The organism is Ramlibacter sp. (assembly GCF_028291745.1).
GTDB lineage: Bacteria > Pseudomonadota > Gammaproteobacteria > Burkholderiales > Burkholderiaceae_C > Ramlibacter.
Map to the genome: position 1 here is coordinate 13666 of NZ_JAQGNQ010000144.1, position 20205 is coordinate 33870.

Here is a 20205-nt window from a genome sequence, read left to right on the forward strand (position 1 = left end):
CGCAATGACATCCTCGCGCCTGCAATGACTTGCGTTACGCCCGGCGCGTCAGCTCGGATTCCACCTCCGGCAGCATGCGCAGGCCCCAGTACGTGGCGCCGCCGATGGCCACGCCGAAGAACCAGCCGTACAGGCCCCACCACGTCGGCAGCAGGTTGGTGAAGTTGGGCAGCAGCGTCGAGAACAGGATTCCGACGCCGGCGGCGACCAGCGCCTTCACGTGCCAGCCGCCCTGGTAGCGGTACATGCCGTGCTCGCGATAGAGCTCGTCGACGCGGATCTGGCGCCTGGCGATCAGGTAATAGTCGACCATGATCACGCCGAACAGCGGGCCCATGGTGGATCCGACCGCGCCGACGAAGCCCGCGGCGCTGCCCTCCCAGGGCGCGAACGGATACAGCACCAGCGCGATCGCCGCCGCGATGTAGCCGCCGCGGTTGAAGCTGATGCGGCGCGGGAAGGTATTGGAGATGTCGAAGGCCGCGGAGACGAAGTTCGCCACCACGTTGATGCCCAGCGTCGCGATGCAGAAGGTGAAGGCGGCGATCGCGGCGAGCAGCCAGTTGTCGAAGCGCGCGGAGATCTGGTCGGGGTGGATCAGCACCTCGCCATAGACCTTGTACGCAGCGATCGTGGTCACGCCCGCAACCAGCGAGAACAGCAGCAGGTTGACCGGCAAGCCCCACAGGTTGCCCTTGCGCACCGCCGCTTCGCTCTTGGCGTAGCGGGTGAAGTCGCAGAAGTTCAGGTACAGGGCCGCGAAGTATGTGATCCAGATAGCCGCCACGGCCATCAACGAGGCGAAGGAGCCTGGCACGCCGGGCACGCCCGCGTCCTTGGTCTTTTCCAGCAGCACGTCCTGCGGAATGCCGCTGGCGAACGAGAAGCCGCCGGCCTTCACCACCAGCCCGATGGCCAGCACCAGCATCGCCAGCCACACGCCCGGGCCGGCCCAGTCCTGGAAGCGGCGCACCGTCTCCATGCCGTGCTGGATGATCAGCAGTTGCAGGGCCCAGACCACCACGTAGCAGATCACCTCCAGGCCGGAGTGGCCGAGGAAGTGCACGCTCTTGTGAAAGGCCATGATCTCCGGCGAGCGCGTGAGCAGGGCCACGATCGCGCCCGAGGCGGCGGCCGTCTGCGCGCCGTACCAGAAGCAGGCGACGATGGCACGGATCACCGCCGGAAAGTTGGCGCCCCACACCCCGAAGGAGGCGCGCGCCAGCACGGGGTAGGGCACGCCGGTGCGAGCGCCGGCCAGGCCCACCAGCGTCATCAGCAGGTAGATCACCAGCGAGCCGATGCCGATCGCCAGGATGAAGTTCAGGAAGCTGCCGCACAGCAGGAACAGGCTGGCGGCGAGGAAGTAGCCCCACAGGCTGTGCACGTCCGAGGTCCAGACGTTGAAGATGCTGAAGGCGCCCCAGGTGCGCTGCGCCGGTGTGGTCGGCGCCAGGTCTTCGTTGGTGAGGGCGGGGCTGTAGCCCCGGGCGGTCCAGTCGGAAAGGCTCATTGCGAGTTCTCCTTCGCAGGTTCGGGCGAGAGGACGCCGCCCGGGTCGTCGACTAAGTCGTGCACGAAAGTGTATACACGACAGAACACAATTCGAATAGAGACAAGCCCGCGGAAAGGCCTCGCGCTGCCTCAGCCCAGCAGGTCCCGCAGCGTCCGCGCCACCACCTTGGTGGCCCGCCGCAGGTCTTCCAGTTCCAGGCGCTCGTCGGCGCGCTTGGCATGGGATTCCAGCACCGTTCGCGGTCCGGCGCCATAGATCACGCCGGGCACGCCGGCCTCCCCGTACAGGCGCACGTCGGTGTACAGCGGCGAGCCCATGGCCGGGATCTCCTGCCCGAAGATCTCACGACCGTGCTGCTGGATCGCGGCCACCAGCGGCTGGTTGCCCGGCAGCGGCTTGAGCGAATTCGCCAGCAGGATGCGCCGGATGTCCACCGAGATGCCCGGAGCGCGCGCGGCCGCTTCGGCGATGACCTGGCGGATGCTCGCTTCCACCTCCACCGGATTCTCCTCGGGGATCATGCGGCGATCCAGCTTGAACACCACCTTGCCGGGCACGACGTTGGTGTTGGTGCCGCCCTCGATCTGGCCGACGTTCAGGTACGGGTGCGTGATGCCTTTCACCTTCGAGGTGACCTGCTTGTAGAGCCCGTTCTGCGCGTACAGCGCGTTCAGGATCTGCACCGCGCCTTGCAGTGCATCGACCCCGGTATCGGGAATCGCGGCGTGCGCCATCTTCCCGTGCACCGTCACTTCCATCTGCAGGCAGCCGTTGTGCGCGGTCACCACCTCGTAGCTGAAGCCGGCGGCGATCATCAGGTCCGGCCTGGTCAGCTTGTGCTTCAACAGCCAGCCCGGACCGAGTTCACCGCCGAACTCCTCGTCGTAGGTGAAATGCAATTCGATGCCGCCCTTGAGCTTGGCGTCGAGCGCTTCCAGCGCCCGCACGGCAAAGGTGAAGCTGGCGAAGTCGCACTTGCTGACCGCGGCGGCGCGGCCGTAGATCCTGCCGTCCTCGATCTCGCCGCCATAGGGGTCGTGCGTCCAGCCTTCACCCGGGGGCACCACGTCGCCGTGGGCGTTGAGCGCGATCGTCGGGCCGTCGCCATAGCGGCGCCGCACGATCAGGTTGGTGATCGACTGCAGGCCGGCGGCCCGCACTTCGGACTCCGGCACCGAATGTTGTTCCGCTTCCATGCCGAAGTCGCGCAGCAACTGCGCGGTGCGCTCGGCATGCGGCGCGTTGTTGCCGGGAGGCGTGTCGGTGGGCACGCGGATCAGCTCCTGCAGGAAGCGCACTTCCTCGTCGAAGTGGGCGTCGATCCAGGCGTCGAGTTTTTCGTGGTCGCTCATTGCTTCTCCATGTCGGCGGCCAGGCCATGCAGCAGCAGCTGCATGGCCTGCACGGCCAGCTGCAGGTCGTCGCTGGTGCTGGATTCCAGCGGGTTGTGGCTGATGCCGGCGTTGAGCCCGCGCACGAACAGCATGGCCTGGGGCATCACCTCGTGCAGCTTCATGGCGTCGTGGCCGGCGCCGCTAGTCATGCGGTACAAGGGAACGCCGAGCGATTCGACGGCGCGCTCCCAACGCTGTTGCCATTGGGGGTCGCTGGGCGCGGCGGCAGCGCGCATGCTTTCCTCCACGCCGTGATGCAGCCCGCGGCGCTCGCAGATCTGCGCAAGCTTCGCCAGCACGTCGGCCACCATCGCATCGCGTTGCGGGTCGTTGGGCGCACGCAGGTCCAGCGAGAACAGGCAGCGTCCGGGCACCACGTTGACCGAGCCGTTGGGCACCTGCAGCATGCCGATGGTGCCGACCGAATCGCCGTCGCGTCTGGCACGTTCCTCGACGTAGAGCGCGAGTTCGGCCACCGCCACGGCGGCGTCGCGGCGGCGATCCATCGGCGTCGTGCCCGCATGGCTGGCCATGCCGGTCACCTCGCACTGCAAGCGCACGCCGCCGTTGATCGAGGTGACGATGCCCAGCGGGATGTCGAGTTCGTTGAGCACCGGACCTTGTTCGATGTGCACTTCGACGAAGCCGGCATAGCGCGCCGGATCGCGCTTGAGCGCCGCGATCGCTTCCATCGTCGCCGGCAGGCCGGCTTGCTGCATCGCCTCGCGCATCGTCACGCCGCCGACATCCTTCTGTTCCAGCCACCTCGGATCGAAGTGCCCCGTCAGCGCACCCGAGCCGAGGAAGGTCGCCTTGTAGCGCTGCCCCTCCTCCTCCGCAAAGCCGACCACTTCGATCCCGAAGGGCAGGCGCTTGCCTTGGCGCGCGAGCTCGCGCACGCAAGCCATGGGCGTGAAGATCCCCAGCCGCCCGTCGTACTTGCCGCCATTGCGCACGGTGTCGTAATGCGAGCCGGTGAGCAGCCATTTCGCTCCCTGACCTTGATACCGCCCCACCACATTCCCCACCGCATCGATCTCCACCTCGTCGAAGCCGCACTCCCGCATCTCCTGCGTGATCAGCTTCGCCGCAGCGCGATGCGCCTCGGTGAGATAGGTGACGGTCAACTGCCCCTTCTCGGCATAGCCCGGGTCGCTGTATTGCGCCAGTCGCTCCTGCCAATCCCAGACCAGGTTGCCCAGCGCGGGCTCGCTGCCGAACTTGTCGTTCAGGCGCAGTTCGACGATGCGGTGGATGTTGCGCAGGGCTTCGGCGCGCTCGAACTCGGGATGGTTGTCCAGCCGGCGCGCGAAGGTGTCGATGATCTGCTGGCGATCCAGGCCGCTGCCGCGCGGCCCGCGCACGGCCAGGATGAAGGGGAAGCCGAACTTCGCGTTGTAGGCTGCATTGAGCTGCTGGATGCGCGCGAATTCCTCGGGCGTGCAATCGGTGAGACCGGCCTTGCCTTGCTCGTTGCTGGATTCGCTGGTGAGCGTTTTCGCCACCATGGCCTTGCCGGCCAGTTCGGGGTGGGCGCGGATCAGCAACAGCTGGTGGTCCTCGCTCGCCGCCCGCACGATGTCGGCCATCGCCTGCTTCAGGTGCGCGAGCGAGCGAAACGGCCGCTGGGCCAGCGCCTGCTGCGCGATCCAGGGGGAGTGTTCGTACAGGCCGTCGAGCAGGCGGGCGGCTTGCGCGGTGTCGGCGGCGTTGATCTGTTCGAGGGTCAGCGGCATGTCATGCCTCCGGGTAAGGGTGGACTTGCTGCCAGTGGCGGGCGATGTCGATGCGGCGTGCCACCCACACGCGATCGTGCCTGGCGATGTGGTCCAGGAATCGCTGCAGCGCGACCACGCGGCCGGGGCGTCCGAGCAGCCGGCAGTGCATGCCCACGCTCATCATCTTCGGCGCTTCCTCGCCCTCTGCATACAGGGCGTCGAAGGTGTCGCGCAGGTACTGGAAGAAGGGATCCGCATGCGAATAGCCCTGGGGCAGCGCAAAGCGCATGTCGTTGCAGTCGAGCGTGTAGGGCACGACCAGGTGCGGCACGGTGCGGCCGTCGCTGCGGGCCACCTTCATCCAGAAGGGCAGGTCGTCGCCGTAGTAGTCGCTGTCGTACGCGAAGCCGCCGTAGTCGGCCACCAGCCGGCGCGTGTTGGGGCTGTCGCGGCCGGTGTACCAGCCCAGGGGTCGCTCGCCGGTCAGCTTCTCGATGATCTCCATGGCCAGGCGCATGTGCTCGCGCTCGGTGGCCTCGGCTACGTGCTGGTAGTGGATCCACTTCCAGCCGTGGCAGGCGATCTCGTGCCCCAGGTCCACGAAGGCCTGCGTCAACTCGGGATGCCGCTGCAGCGCCGTGCCGATGCCGAACACCGTCAGCGGCAAGCCGCGCTTTTCGAATTCGCGCAGCAGCCGCCACACGCCGGCACGCGAGCCGTACTCGTAGATGCCTTCCATGCTCAGGTGCCGCTCGGGGTAGGCCGCCGGATTGAACATCTCGGAGAGGAACTGCTCCGAGGCCGGGTCGCCGTGCAGCACGGAGTTCTCGCCGCCCTCTTCGTAATTCAGGACGAACTGCACGGCGATGCGCGCGTTGCCCGGCCAGCGCGCGTGTGGCGGGTTGCGGCCGTAGCCGACCAGGTCGCGCGGATAGGGGCCGGTGCTGTCGTAGACGGGAGAGCTCATGCGAGTGCCTGCACGATGTCGTGGGTGGGAATGGTTCGATCGAAGGCGAGGCTTTCCTCGACGTGCTGCAGGTGCTCGTGCATCAGCTTGACGGCGCGCTTTTCGTCCCTGGCGGCCAGCGCCTTCACCAGTTCGACGTGTTCTTCCTGCGAGTGGGCGGTGAAGCTGTCGCGCTGGTACATGAGGGTGATGAGCGAGCTGCGCGATACCAGGTCACGCAGGATCTGCGCCAGCACACTGTTGTCGGCGAGTTCGGCCATGCGCACGTGGAAGTCGCCGAGGATCTGTTGCCGCTCGGTGGCGTCCTTGCTGCCGATCGCAGCCTTCTCCTGCGCCACGTGCTCGCGCAAGGCGCGGATCTTGGCGGGCGTCGCGTTGCGCAGGAACTCGCGCACCATCTCGGCTTCGAGCAGGCGGCGCACCTGGAACACCTGGCGCGCCTCGTCCACCGTGGGGGCGGCGACGAAGGCGCCGCGCGCGGGCTCCATCTTCACGAGGTGCTTCTGCACCAGCTGGAACAGCGCCTGCCGCACCAGCGTGCGCGAGACGCCGAAGTGGTCGGCCAGCTTCTGCTCCGCCAGCTTGGTGCCCGGCTGCAGCCGGTGCTCGACGATCGCGCGGGTCAGCGCATCGACGATCGTGGGGGTGGTCGCAGGCTCCATGCGCAGATGATAGCCGTGGCCGCCAAAAGTGTATACACTGCCGTCGACAATCCTCGGAGATCGCCATGGGCCTGAGCACCCACGTCCTCGACACCATGCACGGCACGCCGGCGGCCGGCATGACCGTGGAGTTGTATGCCACGGCCGGCGCCGAGCCCGCTCTGGTCAAGCGGTTCGTGTTGAATGGAGATGGCCGCAACCCGGACGGGCCGCTGTTCGACAACGCGAGCCTGAAGACGGGCACCTACCGGCTGGTATTCGACGTCGCTGCGTATTTCCGCGGCCGGGGCGTGGAGCTGCCCGAGCCGCCTTTCCTCGACCGCGTCACGCTGGACTTCGGCATCGCCCACGCCGACCAGCACTACCACGTGCCGCTGCTGGCGAGCCCGTGGAGCTATTCGACGTATCGGGGGTCTTGAGGAAACCGGACGCTCGTAGGCTGGGCTGCCGCAGGCACCCCAGCAACGGGCGCGCAAACGCTGGGGTGCCTTCGGCAGCCCAGCCTACCGGCCGTTACCGGAAGGCCCTCAGTCCTGACCTTCCGTCAGCGTATCCAGCTGGAAGCGACCGCTCTTGTGCCACAGCCACGTATCCGTGTAGACCACCTTGCCCATGCGGGCGGGCACCGGGAAGGGCGCTGCGTCGCGCACCATCTTCTCGATTTCGGCGATCACTTCCGGCGCGTGCTTCGGCGCGCGCATCCAGTTCAGGTTGCGCACGTTGCCGCGGCCGTCGACTTCCACCTGCAGCACGCCGACGGCGTACAGCAGGGGCGGCATGCGGCCCTTCCAGACGCGGGACTGGTTCAGGCCGTAGATGTGCGCGGCGGCGTCCTGGCGATAGGCACGCGGGTTGCTGGCTTGCGAGGTCTTGATGACCATCCCCTGCGCAGGCTGCGCCGACCGCGGCGCGACCGCGACGGCGCCCGGATTCACCACTCCCGCGCGCGGTGCCGCGGCGGGCGGCAGCGGCGTCGAGCCGCACGAGGCAAGCAGGGCGGCCGCGCCCAGCAGGGCGGGCGTCAGGGGGCGCAGGGTGGGGCGATACTTCATGATGGGTCCTGGCGAAGTGGAACGCAGGCTGGCTGCCGGAGAAATCTACAACGGCAGGGCTTGGCGCAATGATGACCTTGGTTACCAAACGCTTCGTGTGCTTGCCATTGCCCCCACTGTAAAGAATGCTTCCCACCAAAGAAGTCACGAGCCGCCTCGCGAACGAGGACGCAGTGTTGGTCCGTGTCGACAGCGCGCAGGGTTCCGTGCCACGCGAGGCCGGCGCCTGGATGGCGGTTTTCGGCAACACCGTGGTCGGCACCATAGGCGGCGGCCACCTGGAACTGCAGGCGATCGAGGAGGCGCGACTACGCCTCGCGGGCGCGGCTGGCGCACCGGTCCTGCGCTACCCGCTGGGCCCCGCCCTGGGGCAGTGCTGCGGCGGCGTGGTGCATCTGCGCTACGAGAACCTCGGCGCGGCCGACGCCGCATCGCTCGCGCAGCGCCTGCACACCGGCGCCACGCCACTGGCGCTGTTCGGTGGCGGCCACGTCGGCAAGGCCTTGATCCACGTGCTGGGCACGCTGCCCTTCGCCATCGCCTGGATCGACAGCCGTGACGAGATCTTCCCCGCGCAGGTGCCCGACAACGTTCGCTGCGAGCACTCGGACCCGGTGCAGGCCGCGGTTGCGGAGCTCGCGCCCGGCTCGCGCGTGCTGGTCATGAGCTTCAGCCATGCCGAGGACCTCGACATCGTCGCCGCCTGCCTCAAGCGCCTGCGCGAGCGCGCCGACCTGCCTTATGTCGGCCTGATCGGCAGCAAGACCAAATGGGCGACCTTCCGCCATCGTCTCGAAGAGCGAGGCTTCGGCGCCGACGAACTCGCGCGCATCACCTGCCCGATCGGCATCCCCGGCATCACCGGCAAGGAGCCCGAAGTGATCGCGGTCGCCGTCGCGGCACAGCTCTTGCAAACTCCGCTTCCGTGAGCCCGCAAAGCTGTATACACTTTCGTCCACAGGCCGCAGCGGCGCAGGGGATGCGCGGCCTTCTTCTGCTCAGAGCGCCCGCGGTGGTGAGCAGGTCTTCCCGGTAAGAAGCACATGGAAAGCTATCTTCTCGACTGGGCCAACCTGCTGCTGCGCTGGGTCCACGTGATCACGGCCATCGCCTGGATCGGCTCGTCCTTCTACTTCGTCTTTCTCGACAGCAGCCTGGTGCCGCCGGCCGACGACAGGCTGCGCGCCGAGGGCGTCACCGGCGAGCTGTGGGCGGTGCACGGCGGCGGCTTCTACCATCCGGTGAAGTACGCGGTCGCGCCGCCGCAATTGCCGCCGCACCTGCACTGGTTCTTCTGGGAAGCGTATTCCACCTGGATGTCGGGCTTCGCGCTGTTCACCGTCTCCTACCTGTGGAACGCGGGCACGTATCTCGTCGACAAGTCGCTGATGAACTGGTCGCCGGCGGCCGCCGTCGTGGCGGCCCTGGGCTTCCTGGTGGTCTTCTGGCTGCTGTACGACGCAGCCTGCCGCATCTTCGGGCAGCGCAAGAACGGCGATGCGATCGTGGGCGCGCTGGTGCTCGTGCTGGTTTGCGTGGCCGCCTGGCTGGCCTGCCACTGGTTCGCCGGCCGCGCCGCCTTCCTGCTGACGGGCGCGATGATGGCCACCTCGATGAGCGCCAACGTGTTCTTCTGGATCATCCCCGGCCAGAAGAAGGTGGTGCAGGCTATCAAGGCCGGCGAGCCGCCGGACCCTGTTCATGGCTGGCGCGGCAAGCAGCGCAGCGTGCACAACACCTACTTCACGCTGCCGGTGCTGTTCGCGATGCTGTCCAACCACTACGGCTTTCTCTACACGCATCGCCTGAACTGGCTGGTGCTGATCGTGATGATGTTCGCGGGCGCGGCGATCCGCCAGTTCTTCGTGATGCGCCACGGCTGGAAACTGGGGCGCAACCGGCACCCGGCCGGCTACGCGCTGGTGGGTGTGGCCGTCATTGCCGCCACGATCGTCTGGATGACGCCGAACGAAAGCGAAGCCGCGAAGATTCCCGTTGCCGCTGCCAACTACGCCGCCGTGCAGAAGGTGCTGGCGCAGCGCTGCTACCTGTGCCACAGCGGACCGCAGGCCATGAAGAACGTGCACCTCGATTCGCCGGAGGGCGTGCAGCAGCATGCGCAGGCGGTGTACCAGCAGGCCGTGGTGGCGAAGACCATGCCCCTGAACAACGCGACGCAGATCACCGATGCCGAGCGCGCACTGATCGGCCAGTGGTTCCAGGCCGGCGCGAGCACGCAATGAGCGCAGCGCGGACGCTGCTGGTTCGCGATGCCGCCTGCCTCGCGACGCTCGACGACGCCGGCCGCGAACTGCGCGACGCGTCGATCTTCATCCGCGGCCATCGCATCGAGGCGATCGGTCCGGCCGGCGACCTGCCGCAGGATGCCGACGAAGTGATCAGCGCGTGCGGCCACCTCGTGGTGCCGGGCCTGGTCAACACGCATCACCACATGTACCAGTCGCTGACGCGCGCCGTCCCGGGCGTGCAGGACGCGGAGCTCTTCGCCTGGTTGCGCGGGCTGTATCCGATCTGGGCCGGCCTGACGCCGGAGATGGTGCGCGTGTCCACACAGGTGGCCATGGCGGAACTGCTGCTTTCCGGCTGCACGACCAGCAGCGATCACCTGTACCTGTATCCCGACGGCGTGCGGCTGGACGACAGCATCGAGGCGGCCCGCGAGATCGGCATGCGCTTCGTCGCGGCGCGCGGCAGCATGAGCGTGGGCGAATCGCAAGGCGGCCTGCCGCCCGATGCACTGGTGGAAGACGAGGACGCGATCCTGCGCGACACCCAGCGCCTGATCGAGGCCTGGCACGACCCGGCGCATGGCGCCATGACGCAGGTGGCGGTGGCCCCGTGCTCGCCCTTCAGCGTCAGCCGCGACCTGATGCGCCAATCCGCGGCGCTGGCCCGCAGCTACGGGGTCCGGCTGCATACGCACCTGGCGGAGAACGACCACGACGTCGCCTACAGCCTGGAGCAGTTCGGCCGCACGCCGGCGCAGTACGCGCAGGACCTGGGCTGGACCGGCGACGACGTGTGGCACGCCCACTGCGTGAAGCTGGACGAGGAGGGCATCTCGCTGTTCGCCGCGACCCGCACGGGCGTGGCGCATTGCCCGTGCAGCAACATGCGCCTGGCTTCCGGCATCGCGCCGGTGCGCCGCATGCTGGACGCCGGCGTACCGGTGGGCCTGGGCGTGGACGGCAGCGCCAGCAACGACGGCGCGCATCTGTTGGCAGAGGCGCGCCAGGCGATGCTGCTGGCGCGGGTGGCCGCTGCGATGCGGCCGCCGCAGCGCGGCGCCGACGGCCGCACCGTGTTCGGCTGCGATGTGGCGCCGGCGGCCATGAGCGCGCGTGCCGCGTTGCGGCTCGCCACCCGCGGCGGCGCCTCGGTGCTGGGGCGTGCCGACATCGGGCAACTGGCGCCCGGCTTCTGTGCCGACCTGGCCCTGTTCGACTTGCGCACGGTCGGCATGGCGGGTGCCGCGGTGCATGACCCGGTCGCGGCGCTCCTGCTGTGCGCCAGCCCGCAGGCGGCGTTCACCATCGTGCAGGGCCGGGTGGTCGTGCGCGAAGGCAGGATCACCACCGTCGATCTGCCGCCGCTGGTGGAGCGGCACAACCGGCTCGCCCTGCAGCTGGTGCAAGGGGCCGGGCGCTGAGCGCGTCACAATCCCGCGCAGGAGACCCGACATGACCGCGCCCGACGCCCGCACCGACCCCCGCGCCTTCCTCGAACACCTGTACCGCGCCGCGGTCCGCCGTGCCCTGCCGCTGCACAACACAGCGGCCTGCCTGCCGCCGCCGCCCAAGGGGCGCACGCTGGTGCTCGGCGCCGGCAAGGCGGGTGGCGCGATGGCGCATGCGGTGGAGGCGCTCTGGCCGCGCGCTGCGCCGCTGTCCGGGCTGGTGGTCACGCGCTACCACCACACGCCCGCGCGTCCGGCCGGTGTGCCGGAGCGCATCGAGGTGGTGGAGGCGGCGCACCCGGTACCCGACGAAGCCGGCTTGCGCGCGGCCGAACGCATCCTGGCCCTCACGCGCGGCTTGACGGCCGACGACCTGGTGCTGTGCCTGATTTCGGGCGGCGGTTCGGCGCTGCTGACGCTGCCCGCTGAAGGCCTGTCGCTGGCCGACAAGCAGCGGATCAACAAGGACCTGCTGAACTCCGGGGCCAACATCGCCGAGATGAATTGCGTGCGCAAGCATCTCTCGCGCATCAAGGGCGGCCGGCTGGCGGCCGCGTGCGCGCCGGCCCGCGTGGTGACGCTGACCATCAGCGACGTTCCGGGCGACGATCCCTCGGTGATCGCGAGCGGGCCGACCGTGCCCGATGCGAGCACGTGCGAGGACGCGCTCGCCATCCTGCAGCGCTATCGCATCGAGGTGCCCGGCGCCATCCGCACTTTGCTGGAGCAGGGCGCTCTCGAGACGCCGAAGCCCGGCGACGCGGCCTTTGCCGGCCAGCCGGTCCACCTGATCGCGACGCCGCAGCAGTCGCTGGAAGCGGCGGCAGCAGCCGCGCGCGCGGCCGGCGTCGCAGCGCACATCCTCAGCGACGAGATGGAGGGCGAGTCCCGCGAAGTCGGCAAGGTCCATGCGGCCCTGGCGCGCGCGGTGGCACAGCGCGGCCAGCCCTTCGCCCGTCCGTGCGTGATCCTCTCCGGCGGCGAGACCACGGTCACCATCCGCCCGCAGTCCGAGGGCACGCCGCGTGGCCGCGGCGGCCGCGCGGGCGAGTTCTGCCTGGGCCTCGCGCAGGCGCTGCAGGGGCAGCCGAACGTGTGGGCGCTCGCCGCCGACACGGACGGCATCGACGGCGTCGAGGACAACGCCGGCGCCTTCGTCGCGCCCGACACGCTGGCCCGCGCGCAAGGCCAGGGCATGAAGATCGACGCCTACCTCGGGCGCAACGATGCGTACGGGTATTTCAGTGCGTTGGGCGACTTGCTGGTGACGGGGCCGACGCACACCAACGTCAACGATTTCAGGGCGCTGCTGGTGCTTTGACTTTGGGGAGCGGTGGGGTGCGCTGCGCGCATCCCACCCTACGAGAGCCAACCGGCCAGGGTTTGCGGATGCACCTGCCAGCCCGCCAGCCCGGCGATGGCCATGAAGCTGCCGAACAAGCCGGGCACCATCGCCAGTCCATAGAGCCACCAGGCCTGCGTCAGCGAGGCGACGGCCAGCAGCGCGATGGCCACCGAGATCCCCGCGTCGGCCAGGTCGAACTGGTCGTCGCGAAAGTTCAAGGCGTCGTAGTTCTTCTGGTCCTGCTGCGATTGCCGCAGCACGTCGCCCTTTTTCTGCGCCTGGTCCGCGGCCAGCTTTTCATAGCGGTCGATTTCGGCCTGCCACTCGGCGCGCTGCTGCGGCGGGCGGTCGGCCGCCTGCAGCCGCAGCTGCGCCACGGTCGCCCGGGCGATCTCCTCGCGCAGGTTGCGGGCCTGGTAGTAGTTCCAGTGGTCGACCCTGTCCGCCTGCGCCTGCTGCATGGCCTGCACGATGTTGTCGTCCTTGATCTTGGCGATGCCCATGACGGTGCTGAGGATGGCCACGCTGACGGCCACCGTGGCATTCAGGCGGGATATGCGGGACTCGCCGCTCTCGATGGCATTCACTTCCATGGCGCGATTGTGCAGCGGCCTTCAGGCGGCGAAGCGGCGGCTGAACTCCTGCGCCAGGTGGTCCACGAAGGCCCGCACGCGCAGGGTCGCCTGGTGGCGCACCGGCCAGACCGCGTGGATGTCCGCCGGCGGCGTCTGCCAGTTCTCCAGCACCGGGCGCAAGCGGCCGCTGCGCAGGTAGCGCGCCACGTCCCATTCCGCCCGCAGCACGATGCCGTGGCCGGCCAGCGCCCAGTTCACCGCGATCTCGCCATCGTTGGTGCTCAGGCGACCCCGCGCACGCACCGTCTCCACGCGTTTGCCGGAGCGCAGCCGCCACACGCCGTAGGCCTCGTCGCCCTGGCGGATGGCAATGATGCTGTGGCTGGCCAGGTCGTGCGGCGAGCGCGGCGTGCCCTGGCGCTGCAGATACGCGGGCGAGGCGCACAGCAGCCGCCGATTGGGCGCCAGCAGGCGCGCGACGACGCGCGCATCGGGCGGCTCGCCAAAGCGCACGCAGACGTCGAAGGCATCTTCGGTCAGCGGCGGCGGATTGACCGAGAGCTGCAACTGGATCTCCACGTTGGGATGCGTGCGCGCGAAGCTCGCGATCGCCGGCGCGACGTGCATGCGACCGAAGCCGAGGGTGGCGTTCACGCGCAGCAGGCCGCTGGCTTCCGAGTGCGCCCCCTGCAGCTCGCGCTCCAGCGTCTCGATCTCGCCGAGGATGCGGCGCGCGTTGACCAGGTAGGTCTCGCCTTCGGGCGTGAGCGCCAGGCGCCGCGTGGTGCGGTTCAACAGGGTCACGGCGAGCCGCGCCTCCAGGGCCGCCAGCCGCTTGCTCACCGCTGGCGGGCTGACCTGCAGCTCCCGCGCGGCCGCCGACAGGCTGCCACAGCGCATCAGCACGCTGAAGAACTGCATTTCCTGCGAGGCGGCGGCGTGGGGCATTCGTGACGGGCTGGTTATCAATGCGCATTCTGCGCTGCCGCTGGTACAGTGGCACGAGAGGAGAACGTTGCATGTCGAACGGCAAGTCCGCATCGCCTTCGGGAGGCGCCCACGACCGGGCCGAGATCGAGGCCGTGCTCGAGCGCATCGCGCGCCGCGTGCGCGAACTCAAGACCTTCGATCCCTCGGGCATCCAGGACCGCTGGGACACCCGGCTGGAAGGAGTGCAGAAGAACGTCAACAAGCTCGTGAGCGATGCCTTCGGCATCGGCTCCGCGCTGTACCGCCAGCACGCCATCGGCCCGCTGGATGCCGCGCTCGACGCAACCTTCGGCGACCGCTACACGATGCAGGAGTTCCACGACGAGGTCCGCAAGGCGGTGACGCAAGCCAGCGCCCGGCTGGCGACGGTGAGCAAGCTGCTGAACGAGCGGCTCGCCGCAGCGCAGAGCGCCCCGGCGGCCGCGCCGGAGCCGACTGCTGCACCAGGCCCTGCAGCCACTCCCGCGCCGACCCCCGCACCCACACCCGAACCGACGCCGGTGCCGGTGCCGGTGCCGACGCCGGTGCCGGTGCCGACGCCGACGCCGACGCCGGTGCCTGCTCCTGCTCCTGCTCCTGCTCCTGCTCCTGCTCCTGCTCCGACCCCGGCGCGGACTCCCGCCCCCTCTGCTCCCCCACGCTCCGCCTCCATGACCTCCTCCACTCCCGTATCCGCCGAACGCACGCCCCGCATCGCCCTCGTCTGTCGCGATGACGAGGCCGGTGAGGCGGTCACCACCTTCGTCGCCGAGCTCGGGCTCGAACCCGTCATCAGCCTGCAACCGCAGGCCGGCGCTTCCTTCGAGGCCCTCGAGGCGCTGCGCCAGGCCGACTTCGCGCTCGTGCTGCAGACCGACCGGCAACTCGAGATCGGTTTCCTCATGGCCATCGTCGGCCGCCAGCGCCTGCGCGTGCTGCAGGCGCCCGGCAGCAGCGATGCCTTGCCCGGCGTGTCGCAGGTCCCGATGGACGACGCGGGCCTGTGGCGCCTGCTGCTGGCGCGCGACATGAAGCAGGCCGGCCTCACCCTGGACCTGAACAAGGCGCTCTGAGGGCGCTGGCCCATTGTTTCCCCAGCGGTTAACAATGGGGTGAATCGCGGCGCGTTCCCACCAGCCCCGCACGCCTACAGTGCGCGCTGAAAGGAACACTCCATGAAGACCTACAGGATCGCCTGCATCCCCGGCGACGGCATCGGCAAGGAAGTCATCCCCGCGGGGCAGGAAGTGCTGCAGGCGCTGGCTGCGTCCGGCGCCGGCTTCGCCTTCGAATTCGAGAACTTCGGCTGGGGCGGCGACTGGTACCGCGCCCACGGCAAGATGATGCCCGACGACGGGCTCGAGCCGCTGCGCCACAAGGACGCGATCCTGTTCGGCTCGGCCGGCGACCCGCACATCCCCGACCACATCACGCTGTGGGGCCTGCGCCTGAAGATCTGCCAGGGCTTCGACCAGTACGCGAACGTGCGGCCCACGCGCATCCTGCCCGGCATCGACGCGCCCCTGAAGCGCTGCACGGCGAAGGACCTCGACTGGGTGATCGTGCGCGAGAACTCCGAGGGCGAATACGCCGGGGTCGGCGGCCGCGCGCACCAGGGCCACCCGATGGAGGTGGCGACCGACGTGAGCATCCTCACGCGGGTCGGTGTCGAGCGCATCATGCGCTTCGCCTTCAAGCTGGCGCAGTCGCGTCCGCGCAAGCACCTCACCGTGGTCACCAAGTCCAACGCGCAGCGCCACGGCATGGTGATGTGGGACGAGATCGCCCTGCAGGTCAGCAAGGAGTTCCCCGACGTCCAGTGGGACAAGGAACTGGTCGACGCCTGCACGGCCCGCATGGTGAACCGCCCCGCCTCGCTCGACACGCTGGTCGCCACCAACCTGCACGCCGACGTGCTGAGCGACCTGGCCGCGGCGCTGGCCGGCAGCCTGGGCATCGCGCCCACCGGCAACATCGATCCCGAGCGTCGCTACCCCAGCATGTTCGAGCCGATCCACGGCTCGGCGTTCGACATCATGGGCAAGGGCCTGGCGAATCCGGTGGGCACCTTCTGGAGTTGCGTGATGCTGCTCGAGCATCTCGGCGAGAACGAAGCCGCGGCCCGCCTGATGCAGGCGATCGAGGAGATCACGGCCGATCCCAGGCTGCACACCGGCGACCTCGGTGGCACCGCGAAGACGGCGGAGGTGACGGCGGCAGTGGTTTCCCGCTTGAAGAACCGCTGATTTCGAGCCACAAAGCACGTTCGCAGTCACAACAACAGGAGACACCCCTATGAAACGCATCCTCTCGGTGCTGGCGCTGGCCGCGCTGGCGCCGGCCGCCATGGCGCAGACCGTCCAGTGTCCGGAAAAGAACGTGCAGTACTGGCAGGCCTTCCCGCCGGGCGGCGAGTCGGACACCTCGGCGCGCCACCAGCAACTGGTGCTGCGCAAGAAGTGCCCGGCCATCGACACCATCGTGCAGTACAAGGCCGGCGCCGGCGGCGCGCTGATGTGGACGCAGATGAACCAGCTGCCCGGCGACGGCGTCACCGTGGTCGGCGTCAACCTGCCGCACATCGTGTTCCAGCCGATCCAGGGCGACGTGCAGTACAAGACGGCCGACGTGACGCCGGTGTACTGGTTCCACTTCACGCCCGACATCCTGGTGGTCAGCGCCAAGAGCGCCATCCACAACTGGCCGGAGTTCCTGGCCGCGGCGAAGGCCAACGTGGGCAAGCTGAGCCTCGCCGGCTCGGGTCAGTACTCCGCCAACCACGCCGCGCACGAACGCCTCGACGCCGCCTTCGGCATCAAGACGCTGTACGTGCCCTTCAAGGGCACGGGCGATCTCGCAACCTCCGTCATGGGCGGCCAGGTCGATGGCGCCATGACGTACACGCCCTTCGCCATCGCCAACAAGGACCGGGTGCGGCCGATCGCGGTCGCCATGGAGCATCGCCATCCGCTGATGCCCGACGTGCCCACCTTCCGCGAACTGGGGGTCGACTGGGTCGATGGCGCCTATCGCGGCATCGGCGTGCCCAAGTCCACGCCGCCAGCGGAACGCAAGCGCCTGTCGGACCTGTGGCGGGCGCTGAACACCGACCCGGAGATGAAGGAGCTGGCGGCGAAGAACGGCTTCGAGCTGGTGAACGTCGGGCTCGAGGAAATGGATGGCTTCATGGCTGCCAAGACCAAGCTCTACACCGACGGCGCGGCCCGCATGGGCCTGGGCAAGAAGTAAGGCGCGGTTCCTACATGCCTCGCCGAAGCGGCGCCCTACGATGGGGCGCCGTTTTCATTTGCGAGCACCATGAAACCAGCGAAGGTACCGCGCAGCGCGCGCGTGCTGATCCTCGTCGACTTCATCAATCCCCTGAACTTCCCGGGCGCCGAGACGCTGGCGCGGCCCGCCCTGGTGGCCGCGCGTGCCGCGGCTCGCCTGCGTGGCCGCATGGAGGGCGAGAAGGCGACCATCGTCTACGCCAACGACAACTACGGTGCCTGGACTTCCGACTTCCATAGCCTGGTGGCGCAGTGCTGCGCGCGCGACGACACCAGCGGCGAGATCGCGCGCCTGATCGCGCCGGGCCCGCGCGACATCACGCTGCTGAAACCACGGCACTCGGCCTTCTTCTGCACGGCGCTGGAACTGTTGCTCAAGGAAATGGGCGCCCGCGATCTCGTGGTCGCGGGACTCTGCACCGACATGTGCGTGCAGATGACGGCGGCGGATGCCTTCCTGCGCGGCTACGAGGGCGTGTGGGTGCCGTCCGATTGCACGGCCGCCGAATCGACCAAGGCCAAGACGGCGAGCCTGGCGTACATGCGGGATGTGCTGAAGTGCGATGTGCGGTCGTCAGCGGCGCGACGCAAATAGACGCGCAGAAAATTCCAACAACCGGACGCAGAAGGCGCAGAAGTTACGCGGAAGACGCAGAAGGAATTCAGGAAAAATCTTGATTTCTCTTTTCTGCGATTTCTGCGTAACTTCTGCGCCTTCTGCGTCCGGATGTTTGAAGTTCCTACCCTCACTCGCACAACCGCCTGATTTCCTCCGGGATCGCCACCGCCCGAATCCCCGTCGGGTCCCCGGCCTTGCGACCCGCGAAGATCCGCACCTCGTCGCATTCCAGGATGAGGTCTTCGCCGCGCAGCACCCGATAACGCTGCACGAAACTCTTGCCGCGCCATTCGGCGATGCTGGTGTGGATCGCCAGCGTGTCGCCGTAGCTGGCGGTCTTGAGGAACTTGGCGTGCGTGTCCACCAGCGGCGTTCCGATCACGCCCAGCGTCTGCTCGGTCGCGTGCCAGGGCGGCACGCCGCATTCCACGAAGAAGTGGCGCGAGGCTGCGTCGATCCAGCGAAAGAAGTTCGGGAACCAGACGATGCGCGCGGGGTCGCAGTCGCCGAACTCCACGCGCACCGTGTAGACGACCTCCTTGCTCATCCCATCTTCCCCGGCAGCCACAGCGCGATGATCGGAAAGGAAATCAGCACGATCAGCCGGAAGATGTCGGTCGCCACGAAGGGCAGCACGCCGCGGAAGATGGTCGTGAAGCTCACCTCGGGCACCACGCTCTTGATCACGAAGACGTTCATCCCCACGGGCGGATGGATCAGCCCGAGCTCCACCGTCATGACGATGATCACGCCGAACCAGATGGGGTCGAAGCCCAGGTGGGTGATCACGGGGAAGATGATGGGCACCGTCAGGATGATCATCGCCATGGCATCCATCAGGCAACCGAGCACCAGGTACATCACCATGATCATCGCCAGCACGCCGTAGCGGCCCACGCCCAGGCCGGCGAGCAATTCAGTGAGCTTCTGCGGCGTCTGGGTGATGGTGAGGAAATAGCCGAACATCAGCGCGCCGATCAGCACCGTGAACACCGCCGCCGCAGTGCGGGTGGCGGAGAGCAGGGCCTCCTTGATCTTGGCGCGATCGAGCTTGCCGCGCACCACGCCCAGGATGAAGGCGCCGCTGGCACCCACGCCGCCCGCTTCCGTCGGCGTGAAGAAACCGCCGTAGAGGCCGCCGATCACGAACACGAACAGCAGCAGCGGCGCCCACACGCTCTTCAGGTCGGCCAGGCGATCGCTCCAGGGCTTGGCCTCGCCGCGCGGCAGCCAGTCGGGGCGCACGCGCACGATGATGAAGATCGTGAGCACGTACAGCAGCATGGCGAACAGGCCCGGGATCACGCCCGCCATGAACAGCTTGCCGATGTCCTGCTGCGTGAGGATGGCGTACACCGCCAGCACGGTGGAGGGCGGCAACATGGCACCGAGCGTGCCGCCGGCTGCGATCACACCGGTGGAGAAGGATTGCGGATAGCCGAAGCGCCGCATCTCGGGATAGGCGACGCCGGAGAAGGTGGCGGCCGTCGCGACCGACGATCCGCAGATCGCCGCGAAGCCGCCGCAGGCCAGCACCGTGGCCACGCCGAGGCCGCCGCGCAGATGGCCGATCAGCGAGTTGGCGGCCTTGAACAATTCGCGGCTGACACCCGACACCGACACCAGCGCGCCCATCAGCATGAACATCGGGATCACGCCGAAGGTGTAGTCGGTCACCGTGCGCATCGAGGTCAGGCCGACCAGCTTGAGCGCCGGCCCGACACCGGCGATCACGCTGTAGCCGGTGATCCCCACCAGGCCCATGGCCATGCCCACCGGCACGCGCAGCAGCATCAAGGCGAACAGCGAGAGGAAGCCGATGAAGGCGATGAGGTCGGTGTTCATTCCATCGCTTTCTGTTCGAAGTGTTCGTCCTGCAGCGCTTCCGGCTTGACGACCAGCCGCCAGGTGCGGATGGCGATCAGGATCACGGCGCAGACGTCGCCGATCCAGGCCACGGCGTAGAACGGCCAGGTCGGGATGTTCAGGTCATACGTCAGCACGTGGTCCGCGTAGGTGCCGCGCACCTTCTCGAACAGCATCGCGGTCTGCACCGTCACCACGAACAGCAGCACGATCGTTGCGAACACATCGATGAGGCGCTTGTTGTTCTTGCCGACCGCGGACCAGACCAGGTCCACCGTGATGTGGCCGCCGCGGTAGCTGGTGGCGGCGATGCCCCAGAAGATCAGGATGCCCAGGAGCATCCGGCCGAAGTCGTAGGAATCGGGGATCGACGTGCTGAAGAACTTGCGCAGCAGCACGTTGACGAAGATGTTCAGGGCAACGATCCCCACGAACATGGCGGCAAGCCATTCGATCGTGTTGATGAAGCGGTCGGCGTGGTTTCTTTTCATCGCTTTCGTCGGAAAAAGGGCCGGCGCACCCAGCGGATGCCCGG

20 protein-coding genes are annotated in these 20205 nt (G+C 68.2%); 9 read left to right on the forward strand and 11 right to left on the reverse strand.

Annotated features, from left to right (window positions below; all coding sequences use genetic code 11):
* Positions 1-34 precede the first annotated feature (34 nt).
* The 5 genes from JWP60_RS26095 to JWP60_RS26115 all read right to left on the reverse strand — a co-directional run bounded on the left by JWP60_RS26095 (position 35) and on the right by JWP60_RS26115 (position 6257).
* On the reverse strand, positions 35-1513 hold the full coding sequence (locus tag JWP60_RS26095) for an NCS1 family nucleobase:cation symporter-1 (protein ID WP_299798345.1): 1479 nt from the start codon (positions 1511-1513) through the stop codon (positions 35-37).
* Between the two features lie 131 nt (positions 1514-1644).
* The gene (locus JWP60_RS26100; RefSeq protein WP_299798348.1) at positions 1645-2868 is read right to left on the reverse strand and encodes an ArgE/DapE family deacylase; all 1224 of its coding nucleotides are present in this window, start codon (positions 2866-2868) and stop codon (positions 1645-1647) included.
* The gene (gene uraD, locus JWP60_RS26105) at positions 2865-4646 is read right to left on the reverse strand and encodes a 2-oxo-4-hydroxy-4-carboxy-5-ureidoimidazoline decarboxylase (RefSeq protein WP_299798351.1); all 1782 of its coding nucleotides are present in this window, start codon (positions 4644-4646) and stop codon (positions 2865-2867) included. The genes JWP60_RS26100 and uraD overlap by 4 nt, the downstream gene beginning before the upstream one ends.
* Before the next feature lies 1 nt (position 4647).
* Complete coding sequence (gene puuE, locus JWP60_RS26110) at positions 4648-5595, reverse strand: allantoinase PuuE (RefSeq protein ID WP_299798354.1); 948 nt, start codon at positions 5593-5595, stop codon at positions 4648-4650.
* A complete protein-coding gene (locus JWP60_RS26115) occupies positions 5592-6257 on the reverse strand; it encodes a GntR family transcriptional regulator (RefSeq protein WP_299798356.1) in 666 nt (221 codons plus the stop codon). Before JWP60_RS26115 ends, puuE begins: the two co-directional genes overlap by 4 nt.
* Before the next feature lie 65 nt (positions 6258-6322).
* Here JWP60_RS26115 and uraH point away from each other — a divergent pair, with 65 nt between their 5' ends.
* The gene (gene uraH, locus JWP60_RS26120; protein WP_299798359.1) at positions 6323-6676 is read left to right on the forward strand and encodes a hydroxyisourate hydrolase; all 354 of its coding nucleotides are present in this window, start codon (positions 6323-6325) and stop codon (positions 6674-6676) included.
* Between the two features lie 108 nt (positions 6677-6784).
* On the opposite strand, the gene JWP60_RS26125 is transcribed toward uraH, so the two are convergent.
* Positions 6785-7309: a hypothetical protein gene (locus JWP60_RS26125; RefSeq protein WP_299798362.1), complete on the reverse strand. Its 525-nt coding sequence runs from the start codon at positions 7307-7309 to the stop codon at positions 6785-6787.
* 125 nt (positions 7310-7434) lie between these two features.
* Between JWP60_RS26125 and xdhC the strand changes: the two genes are divergently transcribed.
* From xdhC to JWP60_RS26145, 4 genes are all read left to right on the forward strand, one after another.
* Complete coding sequence (xdhC, locus tag JWP60_RS26130; protein ID WP_299798365.1) at positions 7435-8238, forward strand: xanthine dehydrogenase accessory protein XdhC; 804 nt, start codon at positions 7435-7437, stop codon at positions 8236-8238.
* Between the two features lie 114 nt (positions 8239-8352).
* Positions 8353-9552, forward strand: coding sequence for a urate hydroxylase PuuD (locus JWP60_RS26135; protein ID WP_299798368.1), 1200 nt, complete (start codon positions 8353-8355; stop codon positions 9550-9552).
* Positions 9549-10979 (forward strand): 8-oxoguanine deaminase, encoded by a 1431-nt coding sequence (locus tag JWP60_RS26140; RefSeq protein ID WP_299798371.1) that lies wholly within the window; start codon positions 9549-9551, stop codon positions 10977-10979. Before JWP60_RS26135 ends, JWP60_RS26140 begins: the two co-directional genes overlap by 4 nt.
* Positions 10980-11010: 31 nt before the next feature.
* Positions 11011-12327 (forward strand): glycerate kinase, encoded by a 1317-nt coding sequence (locus JWP60_RS26145; protein ID WP_299798374.1) that lies wholly within the window; start codon positions 11011-11013, stop codon positions 12325-12327.
* 38 nt (positions 12328-12365) lie between these two features.
* Here JWP60_RS26145 and JWP60_RS26150 read toward each other — a convergent pair whose 3' ends face one another.
* Both JWP60_RS26150 and JWP60_RS26155 read right to left on the reverse strand, forming a co-directional pair.
* Positions 12366-12944 (reverse strand): DUF4337 domain-containing protein, encoded by a 579-nt coding sequence (locus JWP60_RS26150; protein ID WP_299798377.1) that lies wholly within the window; start codon positions 12942-12944, stop codon positions 12366-12368.
* Between the two features lie 21 nt (positions 12945-12965).
* On the reverse strand, positions 12966-13874 hold the full coding sequence (locus tag JWP60_RS26155; protein ID WP_299798380.1) for a LysR family transcriptional regulator: 909 nt from the start codon (positions 13872-13874) through the stop codon (positions 12966-12968).
* 71 nt (positions 13875-13945) lie between these two features.
* On the opposite strand from JWP60_RS26155, the gene JWP60_RS26160 reads away from it, so the two are divergent.
* The 4 genes from JWP60_RS26160 (at position 13946) to JWP60_RS26175 (ending at position 17780) form a co-directional block, all read left to right on the forward strand.
* Complete coding sequence (locus JWP60_RS26160) at positions 13946-14968, forward strand: hypothetical protein (protein ID WP_299798383.1); 1023 nt, start codon at positions 13946-13948, stop codon at positions 14966-14968.
* 102 nt (positions 14969-15070) lie between these two features.
* Positions 15071-16141, forward strand: coding sequence for a tartrate dehydrogenase (locus JWP60_RS26165; protein WP_299798386.1), 1071 nt, complete (start codon positions 15071-15073; stop codon positions 16139-16141).
* Positions 16142-16190: 49 nt separating this feature from the next.
* On the forward strand, positions 16191-17144 hold the full coding sequence (locus JWP60_RS26170) for a tripartite tricarboxylate transporter substrate binding protein (protein ID WP_299798389.1): 954 nt from the start codon (positions 16191-16193) through the stop codon (positions 17142-17144).
* A 69-nt stretch (positions 17145-17213) separates the two neighbouring features.
* Positions 17214-17780 (forward strand): isochorismatase family cysteine hydrolase, encoded by a 567-nt coding sequence (locus JWP60_RS26175; RefSeq protein WP_299798392.1) that lies wholly within the window; start codon positions 17214-17216, stop codon positions 17778-17780.
* Between the two features lie 151 nt (positions 17781-17931).
* On the opposite strand, the gene JWP60_RS26180 is transcribed toward JWP60_RS26175, so the two are convergent.
* The 3 genes from JWP60_RS26180 to JWP60_RS26190 are packed head-to-tail and all read right to left on the reverse strand — an operon-like array spanning position 17932 to position 20161.
* The gene (locus JWP60_RS26180; protein WP_299798395.1) at positions 17932-18351 is read right to left on the reverse strand and encodes an acyl-CoA thioesterase; all 420 of its coding nucleotides are present in this window, start codon (positions 18349-18351) and stop codon (positions 17932-17934) included.
* The gene (locus JWP60_RS26185; protein ID WP_299798397.1) at positions 18348-19649 is read right to left on the reverse strand and encodes a TRAP transporter permease; all 1302 of its coding nucleotides are present in this window, start codon (positions 19647-19649) and stop codon (positions 18348-18350) included. The genes JWP60_RS26180 and JWP60_RS26185 overlap by 4 nt, the downstream gene beginning before the upstream one ends.
* Positions 19646-20161, reverse strand: a complete 516-nt coding sequence (locus JWP60_RS26190; RefSeq protein WP_299798400.1) for a TRAP transporter small permease — start codon at positions 20159-20161, stop codon at positions 19646-19648. Before JWP60_RS26190 ends, JWP60_RS26185 begins: the two co-directional genes overlap by 4 nt.
* Positions 20162-20205 lie beyond the last annotated feature (44 nt).